15 protein-coding genes are annotated in these 15,675 nt (G+C 65.8%); 3 read left to right on the forward strand and 12 right to left on the reverse strand.

What is annotated here, in order from left to right:
• Positions 1-10: 10 nt before the first annotated feature.
• From chrA to ACZ1I2_RS05855, 4 genes are all read right to left on the reverse strand, one after another.
• Positions 11-1,402, reverse strand: coding sequence for a chromate efflux transporter (chrA, locus tag ACZ1I2_RS05840; protein ID WP_465174805.1), 1,392 nt, complete (start codon positions 1,400-1,402; stop codon positions 11-13).
• Complete coding sequence (locus ACZ1I2_RS05845) at positions 1,399-2,238, reverse strand: chromate resistance protein ChrB domain-containing protein (protein WP_465174804.1); 840 nt, start codon at positions 2,236-2,238, stop codon at positions 1,399-1,401. Before ACZ1I2_RS05845 ends, chrA begins: the two co-directional genes overlap by 4 nt.
• Positions 2,239-2,351: 113 nt before the next feature.
• A complete protein-coding gene (locus tag ACZ1I2_RS05850; protein ID WP_465174803.1) occupies positions 2,352-2,804 on the reverse strand; it encodes a nuclear transport factor 2 family protein in 453 nt (150 codons plus the stop codon).
• A 71-nt stretch (positions 2,805-2,875) separates the two neighbouring features.
• On the reverse strand, positions 2,876-3,691 hold the full coding sequence (locus ACZ1I2_RS05855; protein ID WP_465174802.1) for an energy transducer TonB: 816 nt from the start codon (positions 3,689-3,691) through the stop codon (positions 2,876-2,878).
• A 146-nt stretch (positions 3,692-3,837) separates the two neighbouring features.
• On the opposite strand from ACZ1I2_RS05855, the gene ACZ1I2_RS05860 reads away from it, so the two are divergent.
• Positions 3,838-4,827, forward strand: coding sequence for an aldo/keto reductase (locus ACZ1I2_RS05860; RefSeq protein WP_465174801.1), 990 nt, complete (start codon positions 3,838-3,840; stop codon positions 4,825-4,827).
• Positions 4,828-4,834: 7 nt separating this feature from the next.
• Here ACZ1I2_RS05860 and ACZ1I2_RS05865 read toward each other — a convergent pair whose 3' ends face one another.
• From ACZ1I2_RS05865 to ACZ1I2_RS05890, 6 genes are all read right to left on the reverse strand, one after another.
• A complete protein-coding gene (locus ACZ1I2_RS05865; RefSeq protein ID WP_465170615.1) occupies positions 4,835-4,990 on the reverse strand; it encodes a hypothetical protein in 156 nt (51 codons plus the stop codon).
• Positions 4,991-5,042: 52 nt separating this feature from the next.
• Complete coding sequence (locus ACZ1I2_RS05870) at positions 5,043-5,465, reverse strand: hypothetical protein (protein ID WP_465170614.1); 423 nt, start codon at positions 5,463-5,465, stop codon at positions 5,043-5,045.
• Positions 5,466-5,557: 92 nt separating this feature from the next.
• The gene (locus ACZ1I2_RS05875; protein WP_465174800.1) at positions 5,558-6,178 is read right to left on the reverse strand and encodes a peptidylprolyl isomerase; all 621 of its coding nucleotides are present in this window, start codon (positions 6,176-6,178) and stop codon (positions 5,558-5,560) included.
• An 83-nt stretch (positions 6,179-6,261) separates the two neighbouring features.
• Entirely contained in the window at positions 6,262-9,273 is a 3,012-nt protein-coding gene (locus tag ACZ1I2_RS05880) for a TonB-dependent receptor (protein ID WP_465174799.1), read from the reverse strand.
• Positions 9,274-9,388: 115 nt separating this feature from the next.
• A complete protein-coding gene (locus tag ACZ1I2_RS05885; RefSeq protein WP_465174798.1) occupies positions 9,389-10,318 on the reverse strand; it encodes a FecR family protein in 930 nt (309 codons plus the stop codon).
• Positions 10,315-10,851 carry an RNA polymerase sigma factor gene (locus ACZ1I2_RS05890; protein ID WP_465174797.1) on the reverse strand — a complete coding sequence of 179 codons (537 nt, stop codon included), beginning with the start codon at positions 10,849-10,851 and terminating at the stop codon, positions 10,315-10,317. The genes ACZ1I2_RS05885 and ACZ1I2_RS05890 overlap by 4 nt, the downstream gene beginning before the upstream one ends.
• Positions 10,852-11,059: 208 nt before the next feature.
• Between ACZ1I2_RS05890 and ACZ1I2_RS05895 the strand changes: the two genes are divergently transcribed.
• Positions 11,060-11,947, forward strand: a complete 888-nt coding sequence (locus ACZ1I2_RS05895) for a metallophosphoesterase (RefSeq protein WP_465174796.1) — start codon at positions 11,060-11,062, stop codon at positions 11,945-11,947.
• A 64-nt stretch (positions 11,948-12,011) separates the two neighbouring features.
• On the forward strand, positions 12,012-13,478 hold the full coding sequence (locus ACZ1I2_RS05900; RefSeq protein WP_465174795.1) for a carotenoid oxygenase family protein: 1,467 nt from the start codon (positions 12,012-12,014) through the stop codon (positions 13,476-13,478).
• 130 nt (positions 13,479-13,608) lie between these two features.
• On the opposite strand, the gene ACZ1I2_RS05905 is transcribed toward ACZ1I2_RS05900, so the two are convergent.
• A complete protein-coding gene (locus ACZ1I2_RS05905; RefSeq protein WP_465174794.1) occupies positions 13,609-14,400 on the reverse strand; it encodes a DUF1295 domain-containing protein in 792 nt (263 codons plus the stop codon).
• Positions 14,397-15,623, reverse strand: coding sequence for an acetyl-CoA acetyltransferase (locus tag ACZ1I2_RS05910; RefSeq protein WP_465174793.1), 1,227 nt, complete (start codon positions 15,621-15,623; stop codon positions 14,397-14,399). The genes ACZ1I2_RS05905 and ACZ1I2_RS05910 overlap by 4 nt, the downstream gene beginning before the upstream one ends.
• Positions 15,624-15,675: the final 52 nt, after the last annotated feature.

Here is a 15,675-nt window from a genome sequence, read left to right on the forward strand (position 1 = left end):
ACGGCGCCTCTCATGCGGTAACCCCGGCAAGATAGAGCGCGATGCCCGCCGCCGACGTCGCCGCGAGCGTCGGGATCGTGCCGGCCTTGAAGCGCAGCACCGCCACCACCGCCGCGACCGACAGCAGCAACGCCCATGGATCGACGCTCGACAGGACCGGCAGGTCGAAGTGCAACGGGCCGGCCTCGAACGGCCGTACCGCGCGGAACAATGTGTGGACGGCAAACCAGATGGCGAGGTTCAGGATCACCCCGACAACCGCCGCCGTGATGGCGGAGAGCGCGCCGGCGATCGCCGCATTGCCGCGCAACCGCTCGATGAACGGCGCGCCGAGGAAGATCCACAGGAAACAGGGGATGAAGGTGACCCAGGTCGCGAGCAGCCCGCCAAGCGTCCCGGCGAGCAGCGGCGGCAGCACGCCCGGATCGCGATAGGCACCCATGAACCCGACGAACTGCAGCACCATGATCAGCGGACCCGGCGTCGTCTCCGCCATGCCCAGCCCGTCGAGCATCTCGCCGGGCTGAAGCCAGTGATAGGATTGCACGGCTTCCTGCGCGACATAGGCAAGCACGGCATAAGCGCCGCCGAAGGTGACCATCGCCATCGCCGAGAAGAAGGTCGCGATCTGGCTGAACACGTCGTTCGGGCCAAGCCACAGCAACAGGACCGCGACGGGCGTCAGCCACAGCGCGAGCCACACCGCCGCGATCCGCAACGCCTGGCGTTTGCCCATGCGTGCATGCTCGGGCAGCTCCTCGCCGAGCAGCGTATCGCGGTCCTCGACGATCGCGCCCTTCGACGCACCGTGCCCGCCACCGACCTTGAACACGCCCAGCCCCGCGCGACCGCCGACATAGCCGATCGCGCCGGCGGCAAAGATGATCAGGGGGAAGGGAATGCGGGCGAAGAAGATCAGCACGAACGCCGCGCCCGCGATCACGAGCATGACGCGATTCTTCAGCGCCCGCGAGGCGATCCGCACCACTGCCTGCAGCACGATCGCCAGCACTGCCGCTTTAAAGCCGAAGAACAGCGCCGTGACGATGCCGAGCTTGCCATAGATTGCGTAGATCCAGCTCAGCGCCATGATCGAGACGACGCCCGGCAGCACGAACAGTCCGCCGGCGATGATGCCGCCCTTCGTGCGATGCATCAGCCAGCCGATATAGGTGGCGAGCTGCTGCGCCTCGGGACCAGGCAAGACCATGCAATAATTGAGCGCGTGGAGGAACCGGTGCTCGCCGATCCAGCGTTTCTCCTCGACCAGCACGCGGTGCATCATGGCGATCTGGCCGGCCGGGCCGCCGAAGGAGAGTGCGGCGATGCGCAGCCACACCCGAAAGGCCTCACCGATCGAGACCTGCTCGGGCGCCCGATGCGCCGTTTGGGCGGCGGTCATTTCGGGCTCCGCGATGTCGCCGGTTTGTGGGATGTCCAGTCATGCGTCTCGCCGGTCGCATCCCGGCACCAGCGATACAGCGCGTCATAGATCGGCATGCCCGCATCGAGCTGGGCCAGATCGTCGGCGAACATGCGTGACAGGCCAAGCGATATCGCGAGCAGCCCGGCGGCTTCGGGCACCAGGTCGAGGCGCGCGGTGTCGGCACCGCGCACGATGGTCGACAGGCGGACGAGCGCTTCGATGCCGCCCAGCCCGAATTCCTCGACCATTACATCGAACGTGCAGAGATCGCCGCGATGCGTCCAGCGCACGCCTTCGCCCTCCACGTCGAACGGAGTCGCGCCCAGGCGCACGGCCACGCCGGTCACTTCGGGGGCGGGCACGAACAGGAACTGCGCGGCGGGATCGACGAAGCGGCGGATCAGCCAGGGGCAGGCGATCCGGTCGACCTTGGGCCGCGCACGCGTGACCCAGAGCGTGCGGCCGGCGCCGTCGCGCGGCGGCACCGCGGACTGGTCGACCATGGCAAAACCTGCGGCCGCCCAGCCGGGCACACCGTCCTCCAGCGCGTCGGCATCGGCGCCCGCCTGGCGCAACAAGGCGGCGATGCCATGGCTGGCGGTATCGCTTTCGCCGGCGACGACGATGCCGCGTCCGGCAAGGGCCGGCACCCACTCGGTGGCATCGGCAAAGGCGCGCCGCACCGCGCCGGGGATGAGTCGCGGCTCGGCGGCGAATTCGGCATCCGTGCGGATATCGACGATCGTCGGGCAACCGGGGGTGCCGATCAGCTTCACGAGCTTGTCGGCGGCAATGGCATTGATCGCGGGCATGATGCGTCCTCAAACGATAAGGGACGCGATACTTCAGCCTGTCGCCTCATGGGGAGATCGCGATCCCCATGAGGCTAGAAGGCAATGTAGCGACGTTTCTGTCAAGCCTTGGATCAGGGCTTGGCGGTATCCAGCACGATGTCCTGCACCACGATCTTGTCGTGGCGGACCACGAACACGTCGACGCCCGATACCTGTTTCGGCGTGCCGCGGAACTGCATCCAGCGCAGCAGCGCGACATCGCCGCCCAGCGGCTCGACCACCGTCTCCATCGCGCGGATGCCGTCGATGCTGCCCGGGCCGGTCAGCACGACGAACACTTTCCGCGCATTCGCCTTGCCTGAATAGACGCCCGGCGCGTTCGCTGGAGTCTGGCCGGGGACGAGGCCGGGCGGAGTGATCACGACCGTATCGTCCGCATAGTCGGCCATCACCGCATCGACATTGGCGGTCTTCATCGAGACGACATGATCCTTCACGACCTGCTCGGGCGTACGGTCAGCCGCAAGGGCGGGCACCGCCGCAAACATGAAGATCGCTGCGGTAAGTTTCGCCAATTTCGACATCTTGCTCTCCCGATTCTGATCTTATTGTCGGGTGACCCTTCCACGATATGATATAGGATTCAAGAGACGACCTAAGGTTTTCCGGCCCAGCGTACGGGCAGCATTGTCCAGGACGGAACCGGTTTGCCTGCGTCGTCCAGCGCCGGACTATATCGAACCTTCGCCCGGGCGATGTCGCAGGTGAGACGATCGAGATCGGGTGCAACGTTGACGACGACCCGGCAGTCGGTGACTGCCCCGTCGGCTCCTAGGGTCAGCACGGCGACCACCCGCCCTCCCGGGCCTTTGGGATAGGCATCCTGGCGGAACCACTGAGCCGGATTGCCGGTGGGCGGGGTAGCGGCCTTGGGGAAGGCGGCGGGGTCGACGCCCCATGATGCCAGAAGTTTGGCTTCGCACTGCTGTAGGTCGACAACCGCTTTATCAGCGCCCTGGATGTCGAACATCATGCTGTCGCCGGCATCGATCGTCAGCCTGGTCGCGGACGGCAACACGTCGACGAACCTCCCGTCCACGCTGAAACGGATCAGCCGCTGTGGCTTGTTGGGTATCTTTACGCTGGAATAGATGCTCCGGGCGCTTTGTCCGGCTGGCCCCACGGTTATGGTGGCGTTGCCGGACCGGCGCGCGGCAGTGGAATCGGCCGTCGGGGTGAGCACGATTATCTCGGTCCGGCCACGGTCTAGTCCAGGCCGAAAGGCGATCGAGACCGGCTTTTCAGACGATCCGTAATCCCGGGTCAGCATGCATTTGTCGACCCCGTCATTTTCGACCTTCCATGAGCTCGCTGGAACCAGTGGCGCTGGCGACGCGGGCTCCTGCGCGCCGGATGCCATAGGTGCGATCACAATGAACCCGGCGGCCAGCGTCGAGAAAGCGGCTCTCATCGTCGTCACTTCCCTCCGCTGGCACTGTGCATGTTCTTCGGCGATATCGTGCCGGATCGCAACGCTGCCAGTTCGCTTCCAGGGCTATTTGCTTCGCGGTCGGCACCTCCCATATCGGCCACGCCGCCTTGGCTGGAGACTTGCTTATGCTAAAACGACGCGCTCTCGGGACTCAGGGTCTCGAAGTTTCCGAACTGGGCCTTGGCTGCATGGGGATGAGCCAGTCCTATGGCAGTTTCGACGATGCCGAATCGATCGCCACGATCCACCGCGCGATCGACCTCGGGGTGACTCTGTTCGACACCGCCGAGGTCTATGGCCCGTACACCAACGAGGAACTGCTCGGCCGTGCGCTTCAGGGCAAGCGCGACAAGGTGGTGATCGCGACCAAGTTCGGCTTCGATCTCCGCCACGAGAATCGCACCGGCGCCGTGAACAGCCGGCCCGATCATATCCGCGAGGTTACCGAGGCATCACTCGCGCGGCTCGGCACCGATCATATCGACCTTCTCTATCAGCACCGCATCGACCCGGCTGTGCCGATCGAGGATGTCGCGGGCACGGTCGGCGAGCTGATCCGCGAGGGCAAGGTGCGCTATTTCGGCCTGTCCGAGGCGGGCGTGGCCAATATCCGGCGCGCGCATGCGGTCCAGCCGGTCACGGCATTGCAAAGCGAATATTCCCTATGGGAACGCGGGCTCGAGGCGGAGATCCTGCCCGTGCTGCGTGAACTCGGCATCGGGCTGGTGCCGTTCAGTCCGCTCGGCCGCGGCTTCCTGACCGGCACGGCGATGCGGGCCGAGGACTATCCCGAAGGCGATTTCCGCCGCGGCGATCCGCGATTCCAGGGCGAGAATTTCACCGCGAACATGCGCGCCGCCGATGCGGTGCGCGCGCTGGCCGAAGCGAAGGGCGTGAAGCCGGGCCAGATCGCGCTCGCCTGGCTGCTCCATCAGGGCGAGGACCTGGTGCCGATCCCGGGCACCAAGCGGCGCACCTATCTGGAGGAGAATGTCGCCGCGGCGGAGATCGCGCTGAGCGAAACGGAACTGGCTGGGCTCGACGAAGCGCTGCGCCCAGGCGTCGTCGCGGGCGAACGGTACGGCGAGACCGGCATGGCGATGCTCGACCGCTGATCGCGGGTCAGGGCTTGTCGGTGAAGCGCTTGACCTTCACCGGCAGGTCCTTGCCCTTGGTTCGCCGCGACGGGATCTGCACCGGATGCTTCTTCTTCCACGCGGCGAAGGTCATCGGTCCGTCCGGCGTATCGATGATTAGGTCGTCGGTCGAATCGGCCATGGTGCGCTTCCGGTTGGCGGTGGCGCGGCGTCGATGCCGCCGCTCGGGACAATCAGCCCTTTACGGCCTTCGGCTTGGCATAGGGCACGAACTCGCCCAGCCCGACAAAGCCGGTCTGGAAGTGCACCGACCGGTCGACCAGCTTGATCGTGTCGAGGCTGCACAGCTGCGAGCCGAAGGTCCTGCTGACCAGGATATCGTCGCTGTCGAGCGAGCTTTGGCCGACGCGCGGGCGGTTGACGTACAGCGTGCTACCGATCCGGTAGACGATTGCGGTGCCGTCATAGACCGTGGACGAACTGATGTTCTGCTGGCTGATGCAGCTCACCGGCTTGCCGGCGACGCGGCCTTCCAGCGCCTTGGCGAGCTGGGCCTCGGCCTTGCTGTTGTCACGGTGATCGCGCGCCGCGGCGGGAACGGTGGCGCCCATGCCGATCAGCGCGGCGCCGAGGAACAAGGAGGAAAGGATACGCATAGGGACCCTCGCAGTTTTGAGTGTTGATGGCACCCATAGCACATCGTTGCTGAACCGGCGATGAGTGGCCGGGACAGAACCGGTTCCTCTGGTCAGGGCACGCGGCGGGCGGTGAGAATCTTGATCGTCGGCGCCAGCATCTGCCCCTTCATCACGCCCTCGCCTTCGGTGGGGGAGGTCGGCGCCATGCCGATGCGGCGCACCACGTCCATCCCCTCGACCACATGCCCGAACGCCGCGAAACCGAGATTGTCGCCGGGCTGGTCGGGTTTGGCATCGAGCGAGGAGAGATCGCCGATCGCAATGAAGAAATCGGCGGTCGCGCTGCCCGGCTTGTCCCGCGCCATCGAGATCACGCCGTCCTTGTTGGTGAGGCCGGTCTGGGTGGTCGGCTCGTGCGGCACCGGCGGGAACAGTTTTTTCGGATCGTTGCGCAGGCCGCCCTGGATCAGCCCGAGCTCGGGCTGAAGCTTCATCGCCCGGTAGAAGGTGATGCCGTCGAACCTTTTGGTGTCGACATAATGCAGGAAGTTTGCCGTCGTCTTCGGCGCGCGATCCTTTTCCAGCTCAAGCGTGATCGGGCCTTCGCTGGTCGTCAGTACCACGCGAACGGTGGCGGGCACCGGCGCCGGCACGACGGGTTCGGCGGTCTGGGCGGAGGCAGTACCGATGCCCAGACACAGGGCGGCGAGGAAGGCGAATCGTCTGAACATGCGCTCAGCCTAGAGCGTCGCCGCGCGCTCTGCCAAGCGGGATGGCTGCCCCCGCGCGGATCGGCCGCGCGGGGGCATGCGCATCAGAATTCGGCGCTCACGCCGAAGGTGAAGGTCCGGCCGCTGGTCGTATAGACCTCGGGACGGTCGGCATTGATGTCGGCGAACTGACGGATCGCCTCATTGGTCAGGTTGATGCCCTCCGCCACCAACCGGATCTTCGGCGTGATGTTGAAATGCGCCTGGAAGTCGATGTTGTTGGTGCCCTTGATACCGCCGCCGGTGTTGGCGAGATTGCCGGTGCTGGTCAGATACTGGCTGCGATAGGCGTCCGACACGCGCACGCCCCAGTCCTTGTCCTCATAGTAAAGCGTCACGTTAGCCGCCCATTTGGACAGGTTGAGCAGCGGCAGCGTCTCGATCCTGGTCGTCGTGCCGGAGGTGTAGAGCGCCTTCTGGTGCCCGTCGAACCAGGTGCCGTTGGCGACCGCGCCGAGATGGTTGAACGGTGCCGGCAGGAAGGTGAAGTCGTGCTGGACCGCGACTTCGATCCCCTTGATGTCGGCGCCCGGACCGTTGACCGGCCGGCTCACATCATAGGGCGTGTTGCCGTCCTGGCCCTGGATCAGCAGCGACAGCGGCAGGCCCGTCTGGCTGTACGGGATCGTCGTGCTGTTCGTCGTGATGAAGCTGTCCATCTTCTTGTAGAAGAAGCCCACCGAGGCGAAGCCGGTACGGTCCATATAATATTCGATCGAGCCTTCGATCGAGGTCGCCTTGTACGGCTTCAGGAACGGATTGCCGAAGCTGGCGCTCCCCCCGTTCGGCCGCGTGGTGAGTGTGCCTGCTGCCGCCAGGTCGCCGAGCGCCGGCCGGTTGACGTTGCGGCTCGCGCTCAGACGCACGACCACATCCTTGGCGACGTCGAGCGCGAAATTGGCGGCGGGCAGCCAGCCATTGCTGTTGGTGCGGATCGTCACCGGCACCAAGGTGTTCACATTGTTCACCGGCACGGTGAGGTGACCCGAGGAGGTCAGGTCGGTCGAATAATAACGCAGGCCGGCATTGCCGCGCAGGCGCATGCCGCCAACCAGCGTGTCGAGATCGACTTGGGCGAAGCCGCTCCAGGTCTTCTCGTCGACCAGGAAATCGCTGCCGGCCTGCAGGTTCTTCGCCGCCAGGTCCCGCTGATCGCCGATATAGGCATACACCCCGTCCACATTGCCGACGATATAGGGCAGCAGCGAATCCCGCCCGATCACCTCCTTCAGATTGTTCGGAATCGCCACGTTCGCCGGGACGTTGTGGAACACCTTGTTGACGTAGATATAGCCGCTGTTGCTGAAGTGCTTGAATTCACCGCCGGCCTTGAAGGTCAGCGCGTCGGTCGCTGCGAAGGCAGCGCTCAGCTTGCCATTGGCATATTTGCTGGTGATCCCGTTTTCCTGCACGTCCAGGCGCTGCAGCGTCCAATTGTTGGGGTCCGTCAGGTCCTTGCCATAGGTGTTGACCGGGATGGTCGGCCGGTCGTCGAAGCTGAAGGCCATGTTCTTGGCCTCCATGAACACCTTGTCGAACACCGGCTGGCTGAAATCGGATTCCTCGTAACCGCCAAGCGCGCTGATCGTCAGTCGGTCGGTCACCTTCCAGCTCGCATTGGCCACGCCCTGGTAGAAATCGGTGTGGTTCTTGACGATGTGATGCTCGGAACGCTGGTCGATGCCGGTATAGCTTGCAGCGCGCAGCGTGTTGCCGTCGATCACCGCCGACTGGATGATCTGGCCGCCATTGACGGTGGCGCCGGTCAGCGCGTTGGTGCCGGCGCTGGCGATGGCATAGTCGTCGCGGTAATCCCACAGCCGGCCATAGAGGAAGTCGACGTCGAGCTTGAACCGGTCGCCAGGATGATATTGCAGCGACGACGTGACGCCCAGCCGCTTGCGGTCGGTGTACCAGGTCGAGGGCGATTCAGCCTGGGGCGCGATGATGTTGCCCGATTGCAGCTGCTGAGAGGTCGCGGCGTCGATATTGGGGCCGATATTGCCAGGCGCATATTTGACGAAACCCCAGCCCCAGTTGCGATAGCCATATTCGTTGCTCTTGATCTGGCTGTAAGCGACCGAGACGAGCGCCCCGAAATCGCCCCAGCGCCCGGAGGCGAGGCCGACGACGCGCGGGGTGATGCCGCTGGTGTTGGTGTTGGTCTGGCCCTTGGCCGAGACGACGATTTTCGAGCCGTTATAATCGAACGGCTTGGCGGTGTTCAGCCCGACGGTGCCGGCGATGCCGCCTTCATCCTGCTCGGCCGCATAGGATTTCTGGATCGAGACGCGGTTGAACAGCTCGGACGCGAACAGGCTGTAGTCGAACGAGCGCGACCGGCTGACGCCGCCGCGATTGTCCATGCCCGATGCGGTGTTGCCCAGCACTTCCATGCCGTTCAGCTGCGTGCGGGTGAATTCGGCGCCGAGACCGCGCAGCGCGATCTGGCGGCCTTCGCCCGAATCGCGCGTGATGGTGATGCCGGCGACGCGCTGGAGCGATTCAGCCAGGTTCAGGTCGGGAAAGGCGGCGATATCCTGCGCCAGGATATCGTCCTCCGATCCCACGGCGGCGCGCTTCAGTTCCTGCGCGCGGGTGAGGCTCTGGCGATAGCCGGACACGACGATGTCGCTCTCGCTGATGGCTTCCTGCTCCGGCGCGGCGCCGCCGGTCTCGACCTGCGCGATCTCGCGCACGGCGTGGGTCGGGCGGCGCAGGGCGGCGGGTGCGGCCACGGGCTTCAGCACCGCGACGCCGTCGCTGATCGACGCCGACAGGTTGGTCCCGCGCAGCATCAGGTCGAGCGCTTCGCGGACGCTATGCGCGCCGCGCACGCCGGCGGTGCGGCGCTTCGCCACGACGTCGGGCGCCACGATCACCTGTACGCCCGTCGCGCGCGAAAATTGCGAGATCGCCGTGCGCAGGTCCGATGCGCCGATATCGAAGCGCATCTGGCGTGCCAGCGTGCCCTCGACCGGCTTCGCCTGCGCCATGGCCGGCGCGGCGAGCGCCGCCGCCAGCGCGATCAATGAAAGTCCCTTTGTGCGATCCATGATATTCCTCCGCTCAGGCGTTTGTTCGCCTCGGACGGAGGACGGGGTTGGGCACCCGGTCCGGACAAAAGAATTTTGTTGCAGTGCAATGACAGTGGCGGAGCGAAAACGCCTCTCACTCCGCCGCCGGCGCTAGCCGCAGCTTGTCGCCGTCTTCGACGACCTCGAAACCATAAGCGGTTCCGATCGCGCCGAGCAATTGGCGCGGTTTATCAAGCTTGAAACGGCCGGACAGGGCGATGTCGCCCAGAGCCCGTGGCGGCTCCATGATCACCGGTCCACCGCGGCGATTGAGCGCGTCGACCAGGTCGGACAGCCGCATATCGTCGGTATCGAGCCAGTCCTGGCGCCAATCCTGTTGCGTTGCGTCAAAACGCGTCGGCGCCTGCGCCACCCCGCCCTCGAAGCGCGAGCGCCATCCCGCCGGCACCTCTACGCTATGCGCGTCCGCGCCGACGCCGCCGAACCGCACGCGCCCGCGATACACCGCGAGCTTCACCTCGCCGCGCGCCATGTCGACGTCGAAGGCAGTGCCGAGAACCTGAGTCGACGACACGCCGGCCTGGACGATGAACGGCCGGTTCTTCTCGTGCGCGACGTCGAAATAGGCCTCGCCCCGGTTGAGCGCGACCTGCCGCTTGTCGTCGTCGATCGTCACGTCGATGCTGGTCGCACCGTTGAGATGAAGCGTCGAGCCATCGGCAAGCGTGACGTCGCTCTGCTGCCCGCGCGCCGTTTCGTAATGCGCGACGATCGGGGCCGGGGCGCTGGCGAACCATCCGTTCGACACGCCGCCAATCCCCACGCCCGCCACGAGCATGGCGGCGCCGAGTGTCGCAATTCCCCGCCGCCGCGTGGCGCGCATCGCCAGAATATCGTCGTCGGAAAGCCGGCCAAAGGACGCCGATTGCTCGAGCGCCTCAGCCAAAGCGGGGTCGTCGAGCGTCGCCTGGACGTCATCGGCAAGCGGCGGCGGCGCGGCCGGGGCGGCATCTTCGGCCAGCGCCCAGTGGGCGGCATCGCGCAGGGCGGCACGGCGGCTCATGCCCGGGCTCCCGCCGGCAGGCCGCGCCGTTCCAGCGCGGCGCGCAGATCGGCCAGCGCCCGGCTGCAATGTTTCTCGATCGCCGAAAGGCTGAGCTGCAGGTCGCTTGCGATCACCGTCGCCGGAATGCCGTCGAGCCGCCGGCGCAGGAACACCTCGCGGCGTAGCGGCGGCATCACCTTCAGCGCGCGCACCAGGATGTCGACCCGCTGGCGGTAGTCGAGAATTTCCTCGGCGCGGGGCTGGGGACAGGCAATGTCCTCGGCCAGCTCGGCGGTCTGCGGTTGAGCCTGGCGGCGGCGCATATGGTCGAACACGAGGTTGCGCGCGACCGCGAAGCAGAAGGCGCCGACATCCGCCACCGGCCGGGTGCGGCGATAGCTGTAGAGCCGGACATAGGTTTCCTGGACGATGTCCTCGCCGTCGTTGCGGTCGCGCAGCCGGCCTTCGACGAAGCGCTGCAGCGCCTGGCGCAGGTCGATCTCATCCCGCGCGAGGCCCCGCGCGGCGGCGATGGGCGACAGCTCGTTCATGAGATCCGCCCGGCGCAGAGGGGCAGGGCGCGGCGGCGCGGCATGCCGGTCATTGGTCGCTCCCGTCCCTGGAAATTCACACGAGTCCCGTTCCCCTAGGCGCGCTCCATGACCCATCAGTGACAGTCGCGCGGATGAAGCGCTGACTCGTCGCTTTACTGTAACGCGCGGCCCTTAAGGCCCGGCCCTTTGGTGGCGGGAGTGGATCATGCGTGGAACGATGCTGATGGCGACGATGGCAGCGCTCGCCTTGGCCGGCTCGGCTCCCGCGCAAAAGCCGGAACGGCCGTTGTTCAGCATCGGTGCCATCGCCGATGCGCAATATGCGGTCGAGCCCGACAATGGCCAGCGCCTCTACCGCACTACTCCCGCCAAGCTCGCCGCCGCGGTGGCCGATCTCAACCGGCAGAAGCTCGCCTTTGTCGTCCATCTCGGCGATTTCATCGATCGCGACTGGGCGAGCTATGATCTGATCCTGCCGGTCGCGCGCAAGCTGAAGCACCCTTGGCAGTTCGTGCTGGGCAATCATGAATTCTCGATCGACGACGTGCACAAGCCGATGGTCCCGGCCAAGCTCGGCATGAAGGCGCGCTATCACAGCTTCGTGCAGCATGGCTGGATGTTCATCGTCACTGACGGCAACGACCTCAGCAGCTATGCCTGGCCCGAGGGCAGCGCGGAGCTCAAGGCCAGCATGGCGGCACATGCCGGGCTCTACGCCGACAAGCCGCTATGGGACGGCGGCATCGGCGACGCGCAGCTCCACTGGATCGACGCGCAGCTCGCCGAAGCGGACAAGCGCGGGCTGAAGGCAATGCTGTTCAATCATTTTCCGCTCTATCCGGAAAACCAGCACAATCTGTGGAATGCGCCGGCGGTGATGGCGCTGCTCGAACGCCACCCTTCCGCGAAGGTCTGGCTCGACGGCCATAATCACGATGGCAATTACGGCGCCCGCGCCGGCATCCACTATGTCAACCTGAAGGCGATGCTCGACACGGAGGAGACCTCCTATGCCCGGCTCGACTTCTTCGCCGACAAGGTGGTGGTGCACGGTACGGGGCGGCAGCAGGACATGACGCTGTCACTGCGGTGACGCTGGCCGATCCCGATTTCCATGCCTAGACTGTGCGGGTCAGGGGCCGTGGAGAGGAACCGCCATGCAGATCGTCGACCGCGCGGCCGTGAAGGGCTCGCTGCGCCCGAGCAACCATCCTTATCTCAACGGTGCCTGGACGCCACTGCATGAAGAAGTGACCGCGATCGAACTGGAGGTGATCGAGGGCGCGATCCCGACCGATATCGACGGCGTCTATCTGCGCAATACCGAGAATCAGCTGCACCAGCCGCTCGGCCGTTATCATCCGTTCGACGGCGACGGCATGATTCACCAGATCGATTTCCGGAACGGTGCTGCCTCGTACCGCAATCGCTTCGTGCGCACGCGGTGCTTCCAGGCCGAGCAGGAAGCGGGCGGGTCGCTCTGGGGCGGGCTGGCGGATCGCGCCGGCACCTCGCTGCGCCCCGGCTTCGGCGCGCATGGCGCGCTCAAGGACAGCAGCAGCACCGACATCATCGTCCATGCGGGCAAGGCGATCTCGACCTTCTACCAGTGCGGCGAAGGCTATGTGCTCGATCCCGAAACGCTCGAACAGCATGGGATGGCGGCCTGGGTACCGATCGACGGCATCTCCGCGCATCCCAAGGTGGACGATCGCACCGGCGAGCTGATGTTCTTCAACTACTCGAAGCACGCGCCCTTCATGCATTACGGCGTGGTCGACCGGAACGAGAAGCTGACGCATTATATCCCCGTGCCGCTGCCGGGCCCGCGCCTGCCGCACGACATGACCTTCAGCGAAAACTGGTCGATCGTGAACGACCTGCCGGTGTTCTGGGATGCCGAGCTGCTCAAGCGCGACATCCACGCCGCGCGCCTGCATGAAGGCGTGCCCGCGCGCTTCGCGCTGATCCCGCGCCATGGCGGCCCCAACGAGATCCGCTGGTTCGAGGCGGCACCGACCTATGTCCTGCATTTCCTCAACGCCTATGAGGAAGGCGACGAAGTGGTGATGGACGGCTATTTCCAGGAGGATCCCACGCCGGCGCCGCTCGAGAACGCCGATGGCTATGGGCACCTCATGGCCTATGTCGACGAGCACAGCTTCCGCCCGAAGCTGCACCGCTGGCGCTTCAACCTTGCCGACGGCACGACCCGCGAGGAGCGGCTGGACGATCGCATCCTTGAATTCGGGATGATCAACCAGCGCGTTGCGGGGCGGAAGCACCGCTACATCTATTCGACCACGTCGAAGCCCGGCTGGTTCCTGTTCAACGGCTTCGTCAAGCACGACCTCGACACCGGCGAGTCCTGGGAGCTGATGCTGGAGGACGGCCGCTACGCCAGCGAAGCCCCCTTCGCGCCGCGGACGGGCGCGGTGGACGAGGATGACGGCTATCTGGTCAGCTTCATCATCGACGAGAATCGCGGCACGTCCGAATGCGTGCTGATCGACTGCAAGAGGTTCGAGGAGGGACCGGTCTGCCGCATCGCGCTGCCGCACAAGATCTGCAGCGGCACGCACGCGCATTGGGCAGAGCGGTCGGTGTTGCGGGCTGCAGGGTAGAACCTCAGCCCAAAACGACCACGTCACCCCGGACTTGTTCCGGGGTCCATCGTCCCGCAAACATAACGGCTGCGGCGTCTGCGGAAACATGGATGCCGGAACGAGTCCGGCATGACGCAGTTTGGTGGAATTACGCCTTCGGCCACCACGGCACGAACCCCGACGTCCGCCGCACATACTCCTGATAGCCCGCCCGCTTGCGCTTCAGCCGTCCTTCGATCGTCGGCACGCCCGACCATCGGATCAAGGTCCAGGTGAGCAGCGCCGGCCCGGGCAGCGCCCATATACCCGACCAGGTCTCGGCGGCGATCAGGTACAGGCCCCACCAGGTCAGCGCGTCGCCGAAATAATTGGGATGGCGCGTGAAGCGCCACAGCCCCGTCGCCAGCACCTTGCCTGCATTGGACGGGTCGCGGCGGAACTGAACGAGCTGCCAGTCGCCCACGCTTTCGAACAGGATGCCCGCGATCGCGATGCCGGCGCCGGCCAGCCCCAACGGGCCGACCGGCGGCCCGGCATCGATCTGCCCCAGCTGGACCGGCAGGCACACGATGAACAGCAACGGCGCCTGAGTCGCGAACACCAGCAGCAGCGACGCGCGGGCGAAACCCCAGCCCTTGGCTTCCTCCACCATCGCGAACATCTTGCCATAGCGCCGGTCCGGCCCCTGGGTGCGCCAGCGCCAGAGCAGGTACAGGCCAAGCCGCACGCCCCACACCGCGCAGAGCCCGAGCAGCAATGCCTTGCGGCTCGGATCGCCGCCGGTGTGGAGGAAGCTCGCGACGCCGAGGAACACCATGCCCAGCGCCCAGACGCTGTCGATCGGCGTCACGTCACGCGTCTTCAGGCAGACCAGCCAGAGCAGGACGAACAGGGTGACCAGCAATGCCGCATTGGTCGCAAGGAGGATGAGCGCGTTCATGCGGCCGCGCGCTCGACGATGAAGCTGACCGTCGTGGTGGTCGATCCACCGATATTGAGCGTCTGCACTCGCCGTGCCCCCTCGACCTGATAGTCGCCCGCTTTGGCGGTCACCTGCTTTGTTGCATCGAGCAGCATGCGCACCCCCGTCGCCCCCACCGGATGGCCAAGCCCGATCAGCCCGCCCGACGGATTGATCGGCAGGCGCCCGCCCATTTCGATCGACCCGTCTTCGATCGCCCGCCAGGACTCGCCCGGGTCGGTCAGGCCGAGATGGTCGATCGCCATATATTCCGTCGCGGTGAAGCAGTCATGCGTCTCGACCGCGTCGATCGCCCCGATATCCACGCCGGCCCGCGTCCTTGCGTCGAGAATGGCGCGGCGCACCTGCGGGAAGACATAGGGCTGGCCTTCGCTCGCCTGCACTTTCGCGGCGTAGGAAATGGGGGCGGAGCGATGCCCCCAGCCACTGATCCGCGCCAGGCTCTCCAGCGGCACGCCGCGCGTGCGGGCATAATCGGCGGCGCGTTCGGGTGAGGCGAGGAACATCACCGCCGCGCCATCGGTCACCTGCCCGCAATCCATCTTGCGCGTCCGTCCTTCGACCACTGGATTGGCCTCGTCATCGGCGGTGAAATGCGCCGGCGTGAAGACATGGCCGCGCGTCTGGGCATTGGGATTGCGCTTCGCATTGCCGAAATTGATCTCGGCGATGCGCATCAGATGTTCGTATTCAAGGCCGTGCCGCCGGCCATATTCCTCGGCGAGGTCCGAAAAGGCGCGCGGCCAGACAAATTCGGCATCGCCATATTCATGCCCGTTCCACGCCGCCGCCCCCAGATGCTGCGCCGCCGTGCGCCCAGGCACATTGCGCATCTGCTCGATTCCGACGACGCAGGCCAGGTCGTATCGCCCCGCCTCGATCTCCGCGGTCGCCGCCAGCAGCGCGACGCTGCCAGAGGCGCAGGCCGCCTCGTGCCGCGCGGTCGGAAGCCCGTCCCACGCCGGATCGATCAGCCCGAAGAAGCCGCCAAGCAATCCCTGGCCGGCGAACAGTTCGGCGGTGAAATTGCCGACATGGCCGGTCTCGACCTCATCCGCGTCGAGCGCGGCCGCTTGCAACCCGTGGCGCACCGTCTCGGCAAAGGAATCCGCGATATCGATCCCCTCGCGGCTCCAGTTGCGCGCGAAGTCGCTCTGCCACCCGCCCAGGATATAGACCAACCTCGCTCTCCCCTCTTTTCGCCGAGTGTCGCGCGTTTGGCGGCGCTTGGCA

The sequence above is a fragment of the Sphingomonas sp. BL-S-29 genome (genome assembly GCF_055521495.1).

Excerpts from the sequence above, each read along its gene's own strand:
- chrA (WP_465174805.1), bottom strand. The coding sequence starts at position 1,402 with ATGACCGCCGCCCAAACGGCGCATCGGGCGCCCGAGCAGGTCTCGATC.
- ACZ1I2_RS05845 (WP_465174804.1), bottom strand. The coding sequence starts at position 2,238 with ATGCCCGCGATCAATGCCATTGCCGCCGACAAGCTCGTGAAGCTGATC.
- ACZ1I2_RS05850 (WP_465174803.1), bottom strand. The coding sequence starts at position 2,804 with ATGTCGAAATTGGCGAAACTTACCGCAGCGATCTTCATGTTTGCGGCG.
- ACZ1I2_RS05855 (WP_465174802.1), bottom strand. The coding sequence starts at position 3,691 with ATGAGAGCCGCTTTCTCGACGCTGGCCGCCGGGTTCATTGTGATCGCA.
- ACZ1I2_RS05860 (WP_465174801.1), top strand. The coding sequence starts at position 3,838 with ATGCTAAAACGACGCGCTCTCGGGACTCAGGGTCTCGAAGTTTCCGAA.
- ACZ1I2_RS05865 (WP_465170615.1), bottom strand. The coding sequence starts at position 4,990 with ATGGCCGATTCGACCGACGACCTAATCATCGATACGCCGGACGGACCG.
- ACZ1I2_RS05870 (WP_465170614.1), bottom strand. The coding sequence starts at position 5,465 with ATGCGTATCCTTTCCTCCTTGTTCCTCGGCGCCGCGCTGATCGGCATG.
- ACZ1I2_RS05875 (WP_465174800.1), bottom strand. The coding sequence starts at position 6,178 with ATGTTCAGACGATTCGCCTTCCTCGCCGCCCTGTGTCTGGGCATCGGT.
- ACZ1I2_RS05880 (WP_465174799.1), bottom strand. The coding sequence starts at position 9,273 with ATGGATCGCACAAAGGGACTTTCATTGATCGCGCTGGCGGCGGCGCTC.
- ACZ1I2_RS05885 (WP_465174798.1), bottom strand. The coding sequence starts at position 10,318 with ATGAGCCGCCGTGCCGCCCTGCGCGATGCCGCCCACTGGGCGCTGGCC.
- ACZ1I2_RS05890 (WP_465174797.1), bottom strand. The coding sequence starts at position 10,851 with ATGAACGAGCTGTCGCCCATCGCCGCCGCGCGGGGCCTCGCGCGGGAT.
- ACZ1I2_RS05895 (WP_465174796.1), top strand. The coding sequence starts at position 11,060 with ATGCGTGGAACGATGCTGATGGCGACGATGGCAGCGCTCGCCTTGGCC.
- ACZ1I2_RS05900 (WP_465174795.1), top strand. The coding sequence starts at position 12,012 with ATGCAGATCGTCGACCGCGCGGCCGTGAAGGGCTCGCTGCGCCCGAGC.
- ACZ1I2_RS05905 (WP_465174794.1), bottom strand. The coding sequence starts at position 14,400 with ATGAACGCGCTCATCCTCCTTGCGACCAATGCGGCATTGCTGGTCACC.